Genomic DNA, 16,892 nt, shown 5'->3' with positions numbered 1-16,892 from the left:
GTGGCGCATGGCGAGGTTCTCGCGCGCAAGATCGCTTGGCGGGCGCGGTTTTGGCGCAAGCGCGCGGCCAAAGTCGGCCAGCATGCGCGTCGACCGCATCGGTCTTGGCGCGCCGTCCCAAAGCGCGCGCAAAATCGCGCGCCTGTTCGGGATTGACGCGCGCATGAGCCACGCCGGCGGCTTCAAGACCCAGACGCAATACGCGATCGTAACAGCCGGTCGCCTCGAACACCACGAAACGCCCCTGGACGAGCTGCGTCGAGACAAAGGCGGAGACCGCGCTGATCGTGTTTTCGATCCGAAAATAGCCTGCCAACGGATCAAAAATATCGAGATAGGCTTTGGAAACGTCGATTCCGACGCAAACAGGGGTTATGCTCATCGTGCCTGTCCCTGTGATGCGAGGTCTGTTGGCGCAGCCTCGTGCAACTGTTCAGGTGAACTTCGAAAAGCGGACGGGGATCAGGCCCGATACGGTGGCAACACCAGGAATCCAACGATCTCCCGTCCGCATTCTCAGTCTCTCACAAAACAGACACACAGGAATCCAGAGCAAAACCAACCTTGTTGGATCGGCTCTGGATTCCCGGTCAGGCCTTCGGCCTGCCGGGGATGACAGGGTCCGAGCGCATGGATCAGCTGAATTCGTCTTATATCCAACCTGCGGTCTCGCGCTTCGCCAGAGTCTCGATCAGCGCCATGCTTTCGTCGCTGTCGTTGAGACAGGGCAGTCGAGCATATTTCTCGCCGCCTTTTTCTAGAAAGAGATCGCGAATTTCGACGCCTAGCTCTTCGATCGTCTCCAGGCAGTCGGCGGAAAATCCCGGCGCGACGACGGCGATGCGCTTGACGCCGGCGCCGGCAAGCTCGGTCACCACATCCGACGTATAGGGCTCGATCCACCGCGCCCGCCCAAAGCGCGACTGAAAGGCGAGACGCAGGCTTTGGGCGTTCATGCCGAGCCGTTCGCAGAGCCGTCGCCACGTTGCTTCGCAGTGCGCGCGATAAGGATCGCCGCGATCGATCTGCGCCTGCGGAAGGCCGTGGAACGAGGCGATGATGACCTCTGGTTCGAAATCGAGCGCGGCGCGCGCGCGCGTAATATTCGTCGCGAGCGCGTCGATATAGGCGGGATCGTCGTAATAGGGCGCGCCGATGCGGAGCGCCGGCTGCTTGCGCATCTCGCGCAGCGCCTCGAAAGCGGCGTCGGCGGCGGAGCCCGTGGTCGACGACGCATATTGCGGGTAGAGCGGCAGCACCGCGATCCGCTCGCAGCCCTTGGCGATCAGCGATTCGATCTGCGTCGCGATCGAGGGCGCGCCGTAGCGCAGCGCGTAGTCGACGACGAGGTTCGAAGCGCCAATCCGCGCCTGCAGCTTCTCGGCTTGCAGGCGGGTAAAGGTTTTCAGCGGACCCTCGCCGGTGTCGGCGTTCCAGATCGACTCATAGAGCTTCGCCGAGCGCGCGGGCCGGGTGTTGAGCACGACGCCGTAGAGGATCGGCAGCCATAGCGCGCGCGGGAGGTCGACGACTCTGCGGTCGGATAGAAATTCCGCCAGATAGCGCCGCACCGCCGCGACATCGGGCGCATCAGGCGTGCCGAGATTGACGAGAAGGAGTCCGACCGGCGCTTCTCTCGAGATCGTGGCTGACGTCATGATGAGCCTTGTTGCGGACCGCCCGCCCAGATGGCGGCGCGGCAAAAGAACATCTTCTAGCGGCGGCGGCGGTCCTGGCAACTCGCCAGATGACGTTCGTCGCGCGGCATGGAAATCGCTTAGCGCACGAAGGCCGGCTGATGTGCGGATTGGCCCCTCGCGAAAGGGCGCCATGAAATCCATATCTCGCAGCCGCGCCATGTGCGAATGGGACGATTTCGACGCCGCCGCGCCGCAAATTCGCGCGGCGCTGGCGGCGGACGGCCCGGCGACGCCCCCCTTCCTCCTGCTGTCGGAGCCCGGCATCACCGCCGGCGAACAGCGCGCCTGTTCCGAGAGCTGGACCGCCGCGCGGCTATTGGCGGCCGGGCCGCTGCGCGCGAGCCTCGCGATGCGCTTCGACCTCTCCACCCGCAGCAGGATCCGCGTCGGTTATCTGTCAAACGACTTCCACGAGCACGCGACCGCGCATCTTCTCGTCGAGACGCTCGAGGCGCATGATCGCGCCCGCTTCGAGATTCGCGCTTACAGCTATTGCGGCGTCGAGGGGGCGATGCGGACGCGGCTGCGGGCCGCCTTCGACGCGTTCGCCGACATTTCGCAGCTGACCGACGCCGAGGCCGCGCGCCTCATTAATGCGGACGGCGTCGATATTCTGATCGACCTCAAGGGCTTCACCCATGGCGCGCGCACCAGCGTGATGATGCTGCGGCCCGCGCCTGTTCAGGTCAATTATCTCGGCTATCCCGGCACGCTCGGAGCGGGCGTTTGCGATTACATCGTGACCGACCGCTATGTCACGCCGCCGTCGTCGGCGTCGGCCTATTCGGAAGCCTTCGCCTATCTGCCGCACGCCTATCAGCCGCACGGGCGCGGGACGCCGTTGCGGGCGCCGCCGTCGCGGGCCGCCGCCGGCCTGCCGGCGGAAGGCTTCGTCTATTGCTGCTTCAATCAGGCCTATAAGCTCACGCCCTTCATCTTCGATCTTTGGGCGCGACTGCTCGAGGCGACGCCGGGCGCGGTGCTGTGGCTTTCGGCGGCGATGCTGGCGGAAGGCAATCTGCGCAATGAAATGCGCAGACGCGGAATTGACGCGGCGCGGATGATCTTCGCGCCGCATTTGCCGCAGGCCGAACATCTGGCGCGCCTGCAGCTTGCCGATCTCGCGCTCGACACGGCGCCCTTCGGATCGCATACGACGGCGAGCGACGCGCTTTGGGCGGGCGTCCCGATCGTGACCTGCGCCGGCGACACCTTTCCCTCGCGCGTGGCCGGAAGCCTTTTGCATGCGATCGGATTGCCGGAGTTGATCGCGGCGGATTTTGACGAATATTTGGAGATCGCGCTGGTCTTGGCGGGCGATCCCGTTCGTTGCGCCGAACTGCGGGCGAAGCTCGCCGCCAATCGCCTGACGACGGCGCTCTTCGACGTCTATGCCTACACGCGCGCGCTGGAATCGCTGTTCGAAGACATGTGGCGCCGGCGTCTCGCCGGCGGGCCGCCCGTGGTCATCGGAGCGGCTTAAGACCCGCCGCGCGCTCGAAGGCGGAGCGTTCCTCGTCAGCCATGTGAAAGGCGTGCGCCTGCGCCGGAAAGGCCCCGGCGCGAACGTCGCGCGCATAGGCCTCGACGGCCTCGCGCAGCGCCGCGCCAACGGCGCCGTAGCGGCGGTTGTGCTTGAATTCACGCGCGGTGATCCCTGCGAGGTCGTTGACGACGAGCACCTGTCCGTCCGTCGCCGCGCCGGCGCCGATGCCGATCGTCGGCGCGCTGATCGCTTGCGTGATCCGCGCCGCGAGTTCCTGCGGCACGAGCTCCAGCACCACAAACTTCTGTCCGGCGGCGTCGAGCGCCAGCGCGTCGTCATAGAGTTTCGCGGCGGCCTGCGCGGTCTTGCCCTGGCGCCGCTTGACGTCGTGATGCTGCGATTCGAGGCCGAGATGAGCGCATACGTCGAAGCCCGCCGCCGTCAAGGCGCGCATGATGTCAGGCTGCGCGCCTTCGAATTTCACGCAGTCGGCGCCAGCCTCGCGCAGCAGGCGCGAACTTTCGATCGCCTGCTGGGGCGTGTCATAGGTCGCATAGGGCAAATCGCCGATGATGTAGATATCGGGCGCGCCGCGCCGCACAGCCGCGATATGATGCGCCATATCGGCGAGCGTCACCTCGCGCTCATGCGCATAGCCCAGAATATTCACCCCGACGCTGTCGCCGACGAGTATGATGTCGACGCCGGCCTCCGCCTCGATGCGTGCGGTCGGCGCGTCATAGGCGGTGACGACCACGATCTTCTCGCCTCGGCGCTTCATGTCGAGGAAGGTGCTGGCGTTGGGCAAACGGCGACTCCGGCGCGCCTAATCGTCAGGACGACACTCTATATCAAACGGCTTGCTCTGGCGGGGAATGCGTCAGTGCGCCACGCCGTCCCTGCAGGCGTGCGGCTGGCCGGGAACGCGGATTTCCTGGAAGCCGCCGCATTTGTCGCAGGCGGACAGCAGCGCGGAGAGGGCCGCCAGCAGCGCGAACACTCGGATTTTCCGCGTCATCTCGTCTCTCCTGGCGGCGGCTTGACGGCGCGACCATACTGGCCGAGCCGGTTTGCGGCAAGCCGGGAGGCCTGGCGCTCTTGCATCCTGCTTAAAGCCGCGTATAAACCGCCGATCGCGACGTTCCCGGCCGGGGGCTGAACGGAAGCGCTCGAGCGCATATCCCCGAAAAGTGCGTAGCGGTTTTCGGGCAAGGATATGCGCTAAATCGAGCGAGGGATTAAAACTCCCGTCTTCCCGTGCCTCCGCCTTCGAACTTTCCTTCTCGAGCCTTTCCGGGGCAGGTCCCCAAGAAGCGCTCGAAGGGCTTGGCGCCGGAGCGGCTCGCGGCAACGGAAAGGCGAAAATCCATGCCTCTTTACGAGCATGTCTATCTCGCGCGTCAGGACGTTTCTCCCCAGCAGGTGGAGGCTCTGACCGCGCAGTTCAAAAATGTCATCGCGTCGCTCGGCGGCACGGTCGGCAAGACCGAATATTGGGGCGTCAAGTCGCTCGCCTATCGGATCAACAAGAACCGCAAGGCGCATTTCACCCTGATGAACATCGACGCGCCGCCGGCGGCGCTCGCGGAGATGCAGCGCCAGCAGAGCATCAACGAAGATATTCTGCGCGTGCTGACGCTGCGCGTTGACGAGCTGGAGGAGGGTCCTTCCGCGCAGCTTCGCAAGCGTGAAGACGACGACCGCGGCGATCGCCGGGGCCCGCGCGGCGATCGAGGGGATCGCGGCGACCGGGGAGATCGAGGCGATCGTCCCGAGCGTCGCCCGCGTCGTGAAGAAGGCAAGGTTGAAGGAGAGGTCGAATGAGCACCGCCCCGCGCCGCCCCTTCTTCCGCCGCCGCAAGTCCTGCCCGTTCACCGGCGCCAACGCGCCGAAGATCGACTATAAGGACACGCGCCTGCTGTCCCGCTACATCAGCGAGCGCGGCAAGATCGTGCCCTCGCGCATCACCGCCGTTTCGGCCAAGAAGCAGCGCGAACTCGCGCAGGCGATCAAGCGCGCCCGCTTCCTCGGCTTACTGCCTTACGTGATCCGCTAAGAAGATCGCGTTTTGAAGCCTGCGGCCGCGCCCTGAAAGGGGCGCGGCTTTTTTGTCCACCGATCGGCATTCGGCGCCGGCTTGCTTCTCCGCAGCGCACTTGCCCTCTCACCCCGCCGGCTGCTGCGCGCCGGCTTCGTAAACACCGTCGAGCGGCGTCGTCGAGACGGTGGGCTCGGTCATGAACTGCGCCGCCGCGAGCATGGCGAAGCGACCGCCCTTCGCGACCAATTCGTCGAAGCCGCCGCTCTCGACGATCTCGCCCTGATCGAAGACGAGGATGCGGTCGGCGTTGCGCACGGTCGCCAGCCGATGGGCGATGACGAAGGTCGTGCGGCCCTTCATCGCCGCCTCCAACGCCTTTTGGATCATCCGCTCGGTCGTCGCGTCGAGCGCCGAGGTCGCCTCGTCGAACACCATGATCGGCGGGTTCTTCAACAGCGCCCTTGCGATCGAGAGCCGCTGGCGCTCGCCGCCCGAGAGCGAGCGGCCGCGTTCGCCGACGCGCGTCGCCCGCCCGTCGCTCTGATGGGCGACGAATTCCGTCGCCTGCGCCAGCTCGAGCGCATGGGCGATCTCCTCGTCGGTCGCCTCCGGATTGCCGATTCGCAGATTTTCCTCGATCGATCGCGCAAACAGCATCGGCTCCTGAAAGACGACGCCGATGTTGCGGCGAAGCGAACTCAAGGTGAATTCGCGGATGTCGACGCCGTCGATTTTCACCGCGCCGCTGTCTGGATCGAAGGCCCGATGCAAGAGCCCGAGCGTCGTTGATTTTCCAGAGCCCGTCGAGCCGACGAGCGCGATCGTCTCTCCGGGATTCGCCGTAAACGACACGTCGCGCACCGCCGGCCGACGCCCGTCGTAGGAAAAGGCGACGTTGTCGAATTCGACCGCGCCGACAAGCCGCTCCGCGTCGCGGGCGTGGGGGCGATCGGCGACGCTTGGCTGCGTATCGAGCACGGCGAAGAAATCCGCGATCTTCATCGATTGCTGGAAGAGGATATTGACGAAGCCGACGACCTGCTCGAGCCGCGCGATCAACATTGTCGCAAAGCTCATGAAGGCGACGATCTCGCCGATCGTCGCGAGGCCGCGCAAATGCAGCCAGACGCCCAACAGAAAAATCGCCAGAATCGTCAGCGTCGCCGACGCGCGACTGGCGACGGCGACGAAGGCCCACCAGGAGAGAACGGGCATCTGCGCCGCGATGACGTCATCGATGATGCGGTTCAGCGCATGCGACTCGCTTTCGATGCGCGTAAAGCTCTGCACCACCGGAATATTGCCAAGCGCATCCGACGCATGTTCGGCGAGCGTCGAATTGTAGCGCTCGACCTGACCCTGCAGATCTTCCGTGCGTCGCAGGACGAAGCTCGTCACGAAATAAAAGATCACGACAAGCGCCATGAGCAGCGAGCCGAGCCGCCAATTGACGAACAGCGTCGCCGGCAACAGCACAAAGAGCGCAACGAAGGACGCGCAGTTCTCGCGAAAGAACGACAGCCACAGACCCGACATGGCGTTCGCCCCATCGAGCATGATCTTTAAGAGACGTCCGGAGTGAACGTTGGTGTGAAAACTCAGCGGCAGGCTGAGAACGTGGTCGAAATAATCCGACATGATCGCAAGCCGCCGGCGATGCGCGAGACGATCGGCATTGAGGCCGACGAGAATGGCGCCGCCGATCGAAAACAGGCCGAAGGCGGCCCAGGCGGACACGAGCGGCAGCAGATCGCTCCATGTCAAAGTTGCGCCGGGCGCCTGCGCGCGCGTCATGCGGTCGATGATGCGCCCAAAGAGCATCGGCTCGGCGAAGGCGGAGATGGCGAGCGCCAGATTGGCCGCGACCAGTATGAGCGCAAGCCGCGCCTGAGGCCGCAACAGCCCCAGCACGCGCACGTAAACTTTAAAGACGGACATTTGACGACGCCTGCCAGCAGGAAAAGGTTCAGCAACGTGCGAGGGATCGCAACTCTCGCGTTTGCTTCGAGTAACATGGCGCCTGTGGCGGACGCGCTCTACAGGGTTGGCCGCTTGCGCGCAAATTTTGCGAGTGAGATCTTGCGATCGCTTCCGGCGGCGTCTGGCCGAGCTATTCGTCCTCGCCGAAGCGATGGGCGACGAGCGTCTCCAGCGCGTCGAGCGCCGCCTTCGCCTGGGGGCCCGTCGCGGTGACGGCGATCGTCGTGCCCTGGCTTGCGCCGAGCGTCAGAATGCCCATGATCGAGCTGCCGCCAACGGTTTCGTCGCCTCTCGAAACGGTGATGACGGCGTCGAATTTTTCGCAGCACTGCACGAATTTGGCAGTCGCGCGGGCGTGCAGCCCCTTTTTGTTGACGATCGCGAACTCGCGCGACAGGGAGTCTTCGGCCGCAGCCTGATGGAATTTTTCGGTCACGAGGTCATTCATTTTGCGTTGAGCACTTTGCTGGCGATGTAAACATATTTGCGGCCGGCGTCCTGCGCCTGCAGCACCGCCTGCTCCAAAGGTTGCGTATCGCGGACCGACGCGAGTTTGATCAGCATCGGCAGATTGACCCCCGCGAGCACTTCCACCTTTCCGCCATCCATTACAGATATGGCAAGATTGGAGGGCGTGCCGCCGAACATGTCGGTAAGCAGCACCACGCCTTCGCCGCTGTCGGCCTCGCGGATCGCCTCAATGATATCCGTGCGCCGGCGCTCCATATCGTCCTCGGGCCCAATCGAGATCGCGGCAATCTGCTTTTGAGGTCCGACGACGTGTTCGAGCGCCGCGCGAAACTCAGTGGCAAGGTGGCCATGGGTCACCAAGACCATTCCGATCATACGACCCTACCACTCATGAAGACGTCTCTTGCGCGCCGATGTCTCGAAAAATGCGTCGACCCGCAAGGGCGAACGGAGCCAAATTGCATCCTAAGAGGAGCCGTTGCGCCCGCCGTGATCGCCCCGCTCAATAGGGGCGACATTTTGTGCAACGCGGCGAAATAGGCAAGCGAAAACAGCAGGGCTCCGTCAATTTGTCGCAACGTTCTGAATGTAGGCTGCAATCCGCGCCGCCACCCCGACGCTTGCGGCGTTTTCGAACATGCGCGGCAGCGTCACGCCGCTCAACCGAGACATTGCCTCCTCCTCGTCGGGATATCGCTTCGGCGGCTCTCCGGCCGCGAGGAGGTCGACGACGGCCCGCAAGACGCAGGCCGGCTCATAGGCGACGCGCATCAGCCCGAGGCCGCGCGCTTCGATGATCCCGCGGATCGACGGGTGCGGCCGTGCGATCAGCCGGCCGTGGCGCGCTTCGAGCGCGACTCGGTCGTCGCCGACGAGCGCCGCGAAAGCGCCGCGCGCCCGCCAGTCGGCGATCAGCTGCAAGGTCAGCGCGCTCTTTCCGGCGCCGGACGGTCCGCGCAGCAGCAGGCCGAACGCGCCGAGAACCAGCGCATTGGCGTGAAGATACGCTGACTCTTGCGGCGGCGTCATCGCGCCGAAGGCAACCAGACGACGAAGCGCGCGCCGAGCACGGCGTCGCCGGGCAGGGGCTCGTCAGTGCCCTGCGGATGCGCGCGGGTACGGTTAAGCGCGCGGATGCGTCCGCCATGCGCCTCGATGATCTGGCGGGAGATCGAGAGCCCGAGCCCGGAGTTCTGGCCAAACCCCTGTTCCGGCCGGTCGGTGTAGAAACGTTCAAAAATGCGCTCGAAGGCGCCGTCGGGAATTCCGGGGCCGTCGTCATCGAAGATGATCTCGAAGCCCTCGATCTGCTGGCCGCCCGGCCCTTTGGCGCGCTCCGGCCACAGCAGCACGCGCACGACGCCGCCGGGCTTTGAAAACGACCGGCCGTTGTCGATCAGATTATTGAACACCTGGCCGAGGCGGGAGTCATTGCCGAGAACGCGCCAGCGGCTGCGCGGCGCGTCATAGGGAGAGGAGCGCACGGTCAGTTGCATGTTGACGCCGTCGCCACGGTCCACGGCGCGCGCCAAGTCGACGACGGTCGACAGCGCCGCCGAGAGATCGACCACGGCCATGTCGGCGCGCGCGAGTTCGGCGTCGAGACGCGACGCGTCGGAAATATCGCTGATCAAACGGTCGAGTCGGCCGACGTCATGCTTGATGATGGCAAGCAGCCTGTCGCGCGACTCCTCCGTCTTGGCGATCGGCAGCGTCTCGACGGCGCTGCGCAGAGAGGTCAACGGATTCTTGAGTTCATGCGCGACATCCGCGGCGAAATGCTCGATCGCGTCGATGCGGTTGTAGAGCGCCTTCGTCATGTCGCGCAGCGCGCCCGAAAGATGGCCGATCTCGTCCGGCCGGTCTGAGAAGTCCGGGATCTCCTGGCGGGACTTCACGCCGCGCCGCACGCGTTCGGCCGCCTCGGCCAGGCGGCGCATCGGTTCGGTGATCGTATTGGTGAAGAACAGCGAAATCAGCAACATCACGCCGGCCGAGACCAGAAAGATGCGGATGATGCCCCAGCGTTCCGTCACGATGACGGCGTCGATGTCGCCGCCCATGGTCGAAAGGAGCAGCGCGCCGCGCACCGACCGGAAGCGCTGAACCGGGACGGCGACGGAAATGATGGTTTCGCCCCTGGCGTTGGCGCGCACCACCGAATGGATGTGGCCGCCGAGCGCGTTGCCGACCTCAGGATAGGCTTTGCCATTGCCCATGCCGATGTCTTCGTAAAGCGGCAACTCCGGCCGATGTGACAGGCGCTGGACAAATTCCAGCGACCGTTCGAGGAATGAAGATGCGTCGAGGGTCGTGGGCTGGCCGCCCGCGGGCGGCAACTCGAAGCGCAGAATGTTCGAACGACCGGAGACGGAGCGCGAGTCGAGCAGCAGAAAGCCGTCGCGGTCATAGATGCGCGCCCGCAACCGCGTCGGGGACACCAGTCGCCGCAGCAGCGGCCCGACACGTTCGGGATTGAGCGAAAACTCCAGCGGAGATCCGCCCTCAGCGCCGCTCGCGCTTTCCCCCGGCGCAAGCTTCAACAGTTTTTCCGGATCGATGGAGATGGCGTCGGTGTCGACCGTCGCCGAGGCCGCCACCGCCGCGGCGATGATCTCGCCCTGGGTTTGCAGGCTTTGCACGCGGGCGTCGATCAGACCTTCGCGAAACTGGTTGAGGTAGAGGAAGCCGGCCAGCAGCGCGACGAGCCCGCCAAGATTGAGAACGACGATGCGGCGGGTGAGCGAGGACGAAAGATGCGACTGGACGGTTCGCTGGACAGTTCGCTGCGCCCGCGCCAAGCGGACGGAAATCGTCCGCCACAGGCGGGCCCGCGCCGCCGCGGCGTCGCGCGCAGGCGCGGTCGCCGGGACCGCCGGACTCGGCGCCGCTGCCGCGACCGGGTCGCCGACGGCGGTCACGTCGCCGTCACCCTCGATGCTTGCGTCCATCTCGCGTGCCCTCCGCGAGAGCTCAGGCTTCCTTGAATCGATAGCCCACGCCATAGAGCGTCTCGATCATTTCGAAGTCGTTGTCCACCACCTTGAATTTCTTGCGTAATCGCTTGATATGGCTGTCGATTGTTCGATCGTCGACATAGACCTGGTCGTCATAGGCCGCGTCCATGAGCGCGTTGCGGCTCTTCACGACGCCAGGACGCTGCGCCAGCGATTGCAAAATCAGGAATTCCGTCACCGTCAGCACCACCGGATCGCCACGCCAGGTGCAGGTGTGGCGCTCAGGATCCATCAGCAGCGCGCCGCGCTCCAGGACCTTGGCCTCCGATTCCTTCTGAGCCGCGGCCTCTTTTGGATTGGCGCGCCGCAGAATCGCCTTGACCCGCTCGACGAGCAGCCGTTGCGAGAAAGGCTTATGAATGAAGTCGTCGGCCCCCATTTTCAGGCCGAACAGCTCGTCGATTTCCTCGTCTTTGGAGGTGAGAAAAATCACCGGGAGGTCCGACTTCTGCCGCAGTCGACGCAGAAGCTCCATGCCGTCCATCCGCGGCATCTTTATGTCAAAGATCGCCAGATCGGGCGGGTTGGCGCGCAGCCCGTCGAGCGCCTGCGCGCCGTCGGTATAGGTCTGGACGCGATACCCCTCGCCCTCCAGAGCGATGGAGACAGAGGTGAGAATGTTTCGATCGTCGTCGACGAGAGCGATGGTCGGCATCTTCACCCTTTGCTATTTGCGGCCGCAATTTAACGTCCGGGCCGGCGCGACGTGACTGCGCTTTTCGCGCGAAACGGCCGCCCCCGACTCCTCGAAGGGCGCGACGTCGATGCTCAACAGTCGACACTCTTATCGACTCGACAGCCGGACTTGCGAAAGGCGCGCCGGTCGACCCGACAAAGTCCAAGGCCAAGGCGGCTGAAATGTGGCCGACGTCCGTTCCCACAGGGCGGCGCTGCCTCGATGCCGCTAGACCGCTTATACACAGTATTGCTGAAAAAATCACCTTGTGCCTGGGCATGCCCGATTAAACGTAAGGACGACAAGGGGATAGCTCGGCGCGCGCGACAGTCGGGCGGCGCCCCTGGGGCTTGGAAAATCTCGGGTTTTCGCCAATCTGCTATAGGTTCTTTCTGGTCCGACGCCGCTCGGCTCACAAGGCGACAAGTGAAAGAAGCGCGGCGCGCGGCGTCAGCCCCAGGGAGTGGAGCGATGAGCGAAGATTGGGCATATCAGGTTCGGGTCAATCTCGTCGACGCGGCGGCCAAGCTCGCGCGCAAGGATCCGGAAAATCCGGCGCTCAGGCCGCTCAGCGACATTCTCGCCAAACATAACGCGAAGCTGCGGAACCAGCTTGACGCCTTTGCCGACTATGTCGCCGCGGCCAAACAGCGCGGCGAGGAGAATTTCCCGCTCTACAAATGGACGAAGGCGGTGATCGAGGATCCCGCGAAAATCGAGAAGCACAGCAAAGCCTTCTCGATCCATGTCGCCGGTGAGGAAGTCTATGGGAAGGACGTCGCCGACGCGCTGGAGGTGGAACTTCAGCCCCTGGTCGGCGGTCCCCTGGTCGCCCGCCTGACCAAACACGACAGCAACCCCGCGAATAATCCGCAGCCGCCGGCGCAATACCGCTAGAACCGCAAACGCCCCGGCGTAGGCCGGGGCGTTTTTCATTTGCGCGAAGTCGGCTCAGGCCGTTTCAAGGAAGCCGGCGATCTCATCCTTGAGGACGAGCCGCTTCTTCTTGAGATCTTCGATCGTTGCGTCATCCGCCGGCTCGACATTGGTCTCCATGCGGTGAATGGCGCGATTGAGCGTGTGATATTCCTCGGTGAGGCGCGCGAAGTGCGCGTTCTTGGCCTTCAAGGCGTGAATGGCCTCGGCGTGTTCGGGGAATTCTTCGTGCAACTCATGCGCAACATGGCTCATTCGAGCTTCCTTCCTTGATCAACTTTGGCGGCGTCGCCGTCGCAGTAGGGGATGATGTTACCGGCTCGCGCCAGGCGCAATGCCGTCGGCATGCGACCAAACTGCGCAGATGAGACGGCTTCTGCGGATTTGGCGGCTGCGCCGTCCCGAGCCAACGGCGCGCCGGCGCCACACGGTCGCGATCGGTCGGCCAAAATCTCGGGGGGGTCTCGATCCAACTGTAGCATGCAGCGTTCAGAATGGCGAAGTCGCACGCCAAGAGCTGGGCGCTCTGGCGTCTGGCCAGACCGGATCGAAGCGCTGGAGCCGAAAAGGGCAAGGACATGGGGTCCGCCATTAAAGGCTGGGATGAGGTTGCAAAGCAGCTCGGCAAGCATGTCGAGCCGGTGATTGAGTTTTTGAAGAATTTCACTCCCGGCGAATGAGGGCCGTCGCATCGATACACAATCCCAATAAAATCCTGGCGGCAAGCAGATGCGAATTTCTTCAATCATGACAGATTCTTTGCTTGACGCCGCCCAGCGTCGCCATTAGGTTCCGCCCACTTTCGACAGGCCGTAAGTTCATGCCGTCGGTGAGCGCCTCGCTCTCGATCCTTCGAACTTAAACGCTGTCGCCTTGCCTGTGACCGCCAAATGTAATTGGTAATCAGCACGTCGCGAAAGCGACTGACAGGAAGGCACGATCCCGGCGACGGGATCCTCTGCGTTAGAAGCGCCTTGGCCCTTACGGCCATCGGCGCTTCGCTCGTTTGCGCGTGCCTTAAAGGCCATGCGCGGCGGGACCACCTTGACATCCGCCATTCGCAATCACGCGAAGGACCCTATTGAATGCCGACGATCAGCCAGTTGATCCGCAAGCCGCGCCAAGCGCCGACCTATCGCGAGAAGGCGCGCCATCTGCAGTCCTGCCCGCAGAAGCGCGGCGTGTGCACGCGCGTCTATACGACAACGCCGAAGAAGCCGAACTCCGCGCTTCGCAAGGTCGCCAAGGTGCGCCTGACCAACGGATTCGAGGTCATCGGCTACATCCCGGGCGAGGGCCATAATCTTCAGGAGCACTCGGTCGTGATGATCCGCGGCGGCCGCGTGAAGGATCTTCCCGGCGTCCGCTATCACATTCTGCGCGGCGTGCTGGACACGCAGGGCGTCAAGGACCGCAAGCAGCGCCGTTCGAAATACGGCGCGAAGCGTCCGAAGTAAGGAGCCGTTCGATGTCTCGTCGCCACCGGGCCGAAAAACGTGAAGTGATCGAAGACGCCAAATTTGGCGACATCGTTCTCACGAAATTCATGAACTCGATCATGTACGACGGCAAGAAGTCGGTCGCCGAGCAGATTGTGTATGGCGCGCTCGACCAGGTCGAGTCGAAGGCCAAGAGCGATCCGCTCGCCGTCTTCAAGCAGGCGCTCGAGAATGTCGCGCCGGCGATTGAGGTTCGGTCCCGCCGCGTCGGCGGCGCCACCTATCAGGTGCCGGTCGAAGTGCGCAACGAGCGTCGTCAGGCGCTCGCCATCCGCTGGATCATCACCGCGGCCCGCGCCCGCAACGACAAGACCATGGTCGACCGTCTGTCGGCCGAACTGCTCGACGCGTCCAACAACCGCGGCGCCGCGGTGAAGAAACGCGAAGACACGCATCGCATGGCGGAGGCCAACCGCGCCTTCTCGCACTACCGCTGGTAAGGACAACCGTCATGGCCCGCTCTCATCCGATCGAGGACTACCGTAACTTCGGCATCATGGCCCACATCGATGCGGGCAAGACGACGACGACGGAGCGCATCCTCTATTACTCCGGCAAGAGCCATAAAATCGGCGAGGTGCATGAAGGCGCCGCGACGATGGACTGGATGGAGCAGGAGCAGGAGCGCGGCATCACCATCACGTCCGCCGCAACGACGACGTTCTGGAACGGCAAGCGCCTCAACATCATCGACACGCCCGGCCACGTCGACTTCACCATTGAAGTCGAGCGCAGCCTGCGCGTGCTCGACGGCGCCGTATGCGTGCTCGACGGCAATCAGGGCGTCGAGCCGCAGACCGAGACGGTTTGGCGTCAGGCCGACAAATACAATGTGCCGCGCATCGTCTTCGTCAACAAAATGGACAAGATCGGCGCCGACTTCGACCGCTGCGTCGAGGAAATCAAGACCCGCGTCGGCGGCCGCCCGATCTGCGTGCAGTTGCCGATCGGCTCCGAGTCGAATTTCAAGGGCATTATCGATCTCGTGCGCATGAAGGCCGTGGTCTGGGAAGACGAAGGCCTTGGCGCCAAATATCACGACGAAGAGATTCCTGCGGACCTGCTCGACAAGGCCAAGGAATATCGTTTGGCGCTGATCGAAGCCGCGGTCGAAATGGACGACGAGGCCATGGCGGCCTATCTCGACGGTCAGGAGCCGGACGAGGAGACGCTGCACAGGCTCATCCGCGCCGCCGTGCGCAAGATCGCCTTCATCCCGGTGTTCTGCGGCTCGGCCTTCAAGAACAAGGGCGTGCAGCCGCTGCTCGACGCGGTCGTGCATTATCTGCCGTCGCCGGTCGATCGTGAAGCGATCAAGGGCGTCGATGTGGACACGGGCGAGGAGCTGGATCGCAAGCCGCTCGATTCCGAGCCCTTCTCCATGCTCGCGTTCAAGATCATGGACGATCCCTTCGTCGGCACGATCACCTTCGCCCGCGTCTATTCGGGCAAGATCGACTCCGGCACGACAGTGCTCAATTCCACGAAAGAGAAGAAAGAGCGCATCGGCCGCATGCTGCTGATGCACGCCAATAATCGCGAAGACATCAAGGAAGCTTTTGCGGGCGACATCGTCGCGCTCGCGGGCCTCAAGGACACGCGCACCGGCGACACGCTCTGCGACTTGCAGAAGCCCGTCATTCTGGAGCGGATGGAGTTTCCGGATCCGGTCATCGAGATCGCCATCGAGCCGAAGTCGAAGGCCGATCAGGAGAAGCTCGGCGTCGCGCTGCAGAAGCTCGCCGCCGAAGATCCCTCCTTCCGCGTTTCGACCGATCAGGAAAGCGGCCAGACCATCCTCAAGGGCATGGGCGAACTGCATCTCGACATCAAGGTCGACATCTTGAAGCGCACCTATAAGGTCGACGCCAATATCGGCGCGCCGCAGGTCGCCTATCGCGAGCGTCTCGGCCGCAAGCTTGAAATCGACTATACGCATAAGAAACAGACCGGCGGCACCGGCCAGTTCGCGCGCGTGAAGATCATTTTCGAACCCAATGAAGCCGGCAAGGGCAATGAGTTCGAGAGCAAGATCGTCGGCGGCGCGGTGCCGAAGGAATATATCCCCGGCGTCGACAAGGGCATTGCGTCGGTGACGACGTCCGGCATTCTCGCCGGCTTCCCCGTCGTCGATCTGAAAGCCACGCTCATCGACGGCGCCTTCCATGACGTCGACTCGTCGGTGCTCGCCTTCGAGATCGCCTCGCGCGCCGCGACGCGCGAAGCGCTGCAGAAGGGCGGCTCGGTGCTGCTCGAGCCGATCATGAAGGTCGAAGTGGTGACGCCGGAGGAATATACCGGTTCTGTCATCGGCGATCTGAATTCCCGTCGCGGACAGATTCAAGGCCAGGACATGCGCGCCAACGCCGTGGTGATCAACGCCATGGTGCCGCTCGCCAATATGTTCGGCTACGTCAATCAGCTGCGCTCCTTCACGCAGGGACGCGCGAGCTACACAATGCAATTCGATCACTACGAACAAGTCCCCGAAGCGGAGTCGAAGAAGGTCCAGGCGAAATACGCCTGATCTCGAACGCGACGGGGCGACAGGTACTCTTCAAAGGAGCACGGCGATGGCCAAGGAAAAGTTTTCACGCACGAAGCCGCACTGCAACATTGGGACGATTGGGCACGTCGACCATGGCAAGACGTCTTTGACGGCGGCGATCACCAAGGTTCTGGCGGAGACGGGCGGCGCGACCTTTACGGCCTATGATCAGATCGACAAGGCGCCGGAAGAGAAGGCGCGCGGCATCACGATTTCGACGGCGCATGTCGAATATGAGACGAAGAACCGCCATTACGCGCATGTCGATTGCCCCGGCCACGCCGATTATGTGAAGAACATGATCACCGGCGCGGCGCAGATGGACGGCGCGATCCTGGTGGTCTCGGCCGCCGACGGCCCGATGCCGCAGACCCGCGAGCACATTCTGCTCGCCCGTCAGGTCGGCGTGCCGGCGCTCGTCGTGTTCTTGAACAAGGTCGACATGGTCGACGATCCGGAGCTTCTGGAGCTCGTCGAGCTCGAAGTGCGCGAGCTGCTCAGCAAGTATGAGTTCCCCGGCGACGACATTCCGATCAC

General features: G+C 63.7%; 20 protein-coding genes. 8 read left to right on the top strand and 12 right to left on the bottom strand.

Translation table 11 applies throughout. The features are described 5' to 3' along the window. A partial coding sequence (locus IYX23_RS00285) for a transposase (RefSeq protein WP_196398805.1) occupies window positions 1-382 on the bottom strand: 382 nt, incomplete at its 3' end. Window positions 383-650: 268 nt separating this feature from the next. Next, entirely contained in the window at window positions 651-1,658 is a 1,008-nt protein-coding gene (gene hemH, locus IYX23_RS00280; RefSeq protein ID WP_196391597.1) for a ferrochelatase, read from the bottom strand. Between the two features lie 172 nt (window positions 1,659-1,830). Here hemH and IYX23_RS00275 point away from each other — a divergent pair, with 172 nt between their 5' ends. Continuing rightward, window positions 1,831-3,183: a UDP-N-acetylglucosamine-peptide N-acetylglucosaminyltransferase gene (locus tag IYX23_RS00275; protein ID WP_196391598.1), complete on the top strand. Its 1,353-nt coding sequence runs from the start codon at window positions 1,831-1,833 to the stop codon at window positions 3,181-3,183. On the opposite strand, the gene panB is transcribed toward IYX23_RS00275, so the two are convergent. Next, window positions 3,167-3,994: a 3-methyl-2-oxobutanoate hydroxymethyltransferase gene (panB, locus tag IYX23_RS00270; protein WP_281431761.1), complete on the bottom strand. Its 828-nt coding sequence runs from the start codon at window positions 3,992-3,994 to the stop codon at window positions 3,167-3,169. The genes IYX23_RS00275 and panB overlap by 17 nt on opposite strands. A gap of 72 nt (window positions 3,995-4,066) precedes the next feature. Next, on the bottom strand, window positions 4,067-4,204 hold the full coding sequence (locus IYX23_RS00265) for a hypothetical protein (protein ID WP_164479393.1): 138 nt from the start codon (window positions 4,202-4,204) through the stop codon (window positions 4,067-4,069). 350 nt (window positions 4,205-4,554) lie between these two features. Between IYX23_RS00265 and rpsF the strand changes: the two genes are divergently transcribed. Both rpsF and rpsR read left to right on the top strand, forming a co-directional pair. Next, window positions 4,555-5,010, top strand: a complete 456-nt coding sequence (gene rpsF / locus IYX23_RS00260; RefSeq protein ID WP_196391599.1) for a 30S ribosomal protein S6 — start codon at window positions 4,555-4,557, stop codon at window positions 5,008-5,010. Further along, on the top strand, window positions 5,007-5,243 hold the full coding sequence (rpsR, locus tag IYX23_RS00255) for a 30S ribosomal protein S18 (RefSeq protein WP_014890780.1): 237 nt from the start codon (window positions 5,007-5,009) through the stop codon (window positions 5,241-5,243). Before rpsF ends, rpsR begins: the two co-directional genes overlap by 4 nt. A gap of 108 nt (window positions 5,244-5,351) precedes the next feature. Here rpsR and IYX23_RS00250 read toward each other — a convergent pair whose 3' ends face one another. The 6 genes from IYX23_RS00250 to IYX23_RS00225 all read right to left on the bottom strand — a co-directional run bounded on the left by IYX23_RS00250 (window position 5,352) and on the right by IYX23_RS00225 (window position 11,351). Beyond that, window positions 5,352-7,166, bottom strand: a complete 1,815-nt coding sequence (locus tag IYX23_RS00250) for a glucan ABC transporter ATP-binding protein/ permease (protein WP_196391600.1) — start codon at window positions 7,164-7,166, stop codon at window positions 5,352-5,354. Window positions 7,167-7,338: 172 nt separating this feature from the next. Further along, the gene (locus IYX23_RS00245) at window positions 7,339-7,656 is read right to left on the bottom strand and encodes an HPr family phosphocarrier protein (RefSeq protein WP_196391601.1); all 318 of its coding nucleotides are present in this window, start codon (window positions 7,654-7,656) and stop codon (window positions 7,339-7,341) included. Beyond that, complete coding sequence (locus tag IYX23_RS00240; protein ID WP_196391602.1) at window positions 7,653-8,054, bottom strand: PTS sugar transporter subunit IIA; 402 nt, start codon at window positions 8,052-8,054, stop codon at window positions 7,653-7,655. Before IYX23_RS00240 ends, IYX23_RS00245 begins: the two co-directional genes overlap by 4 nt. Before the next feature lie 189 nt (window positions 8,055-8,243). Then, window positions 8,244-8,708 carry an HPr kinase/phosphatase C-terminal domain-containing protein gene (locus IYX23_RS00235; RefSeq protein ID WP_196391603.1) on the bottom strand — a complete coding sequence of 155 codons (465 nt, stop codon included), beginning with the start codon at window positions 8,706-8,708 and terminating at the stop codon, window positions 8,244-8,246. Continuing rightward, window positions 8,705-10,630, bottom strand: a complete 1,926-nt coding sequence (locus tag IYX23_RS00230) for a sensor histidine kinase (protein WP_196391604.1) — start codon at window positions 10,628-10,630, stop codon at window positions 8,705-8,707. Before IYX23_RS00230 ends, IYX23_RS00235 begins: the two co-directional genes overlap by 4 nt. Before the next feature lie 22 nt (window positions 10,631-10,652). Next, entirely contained in the window at window positions 10,653-11,351 is a 699-nt protein-coding gene (locus tag IYX23_RS00225; RefSeq protein ID WP_196391605.1) for a response regulator transcription factor, read from the bottom strand. A 492-nt stretch (window positions 11,352-11,843) separates the two neighbouring features. Between IYX23_RS00225 and IYX23_RS00220 the strand changes: the two genes are divergently transcribed. Further along, complete coding sequence (locus IYX23_RS00220) at window positions 11,844-12,269, top strand: hypothetical protein (protein ID WP_196391606.1); 426 nt, start codon at window positions 11,844-11,846, stop codon at window positions 12,267-12,269. A gap of 54 nt (window positions 12,270-12,323) precedes the next feature. On the opposite strand, the gene IYX23_RS00215 is transcribed toward IYX23_RS00220, so the two are convergent. Both IYX23_RS00215 and IYX23_RS00210 read right to left on the bottom strand, forming a co-directional pair. Further along, the gene (locus tag IYX23_RS00215) at window positions 12,324-12,563 is read right to left on the bottom strand and encodes a YdcH family protein (protein ID WP_018406028.1); all 240 of its coding nucleotides are present in this window, start codon (window positions 12,561-12,563) and stop codon (window positions 12,324-12,326) included. Next, window positions 12,560-13,057, bottom strand: coding sequence for a hypothetical protein (locus IYX23_RS00210; protein WP_196391607.1), 498 nt, complete (start codon window positions 13,055-13,057; stop codon window positions 12,560-12,562). Before IYX23_RS00210 ends, IYX23_RS00215 begins: the two co-directional genes overlap by 4 nt. Before the next feature lie 336 nt (window positions 13,058-13,393). On the opposite strand from IYX23_RS00210, the gene rpsL reads away from it, so the two are divergent. From rpsL to IYX23_RS00190, 4 genes are all read left to right on the top strand, one after another. After that, a complete protein-coding gene (rpsL, locus tag IYX23_RS00205) occupies window positions 13,394-13,765 on the top strand; it encodes a 30S ribosomal protein S12 (protein ID WP_014890767.1) in 372 nt (123 codons plus the stop codon). A gap of 11 nt (window positions 13,766-13,776) precedes the next feature. Beyond that, entirely contained in the window at window positions 13,777-14,247 is a 471-nt protein-coding gene (rpsG, locus tag IYX23_RS00200) for a 30S ribosomal protein S7 (protein ID WP_018406024.1), read from the top strand. 11 nt (window positions 14,248-14,258) lie between these two features. Beyond that, a complete protein-coding gene (gene fusA, locus IYX23_RS00195; RefSeq protein ID WP_196391608.1) occupies window positions 14,259-16,334 on the top strand; it encodes an elongation factor G in 2,076 nt (691 codons plus the stop codon). Window positions 16,335-16,380: 46 nt separating this feature from the next. Continuing rightward, on the top strand, window positions 16,381-16,892 hold a 512-nt coding region (locus IYX23_RS00190; protein WP_196391955.1), incomplete at its 3' end, for a GTP-binding protein.

It is taken from the genome of Methylocystis sp. L43, assembly GCF_015709525.1.
Lineage (GTDB): Bacteria > Pseudomonadota > Alphaproteobacteria > Rhizobiales > Beijerinckiaceae > Methylocystis.
The sequence above is the reverse complement of the archived record's forward strand: the minus strand, read 5'-3'. Positions and strand labels throughout refer to the sequence as shown.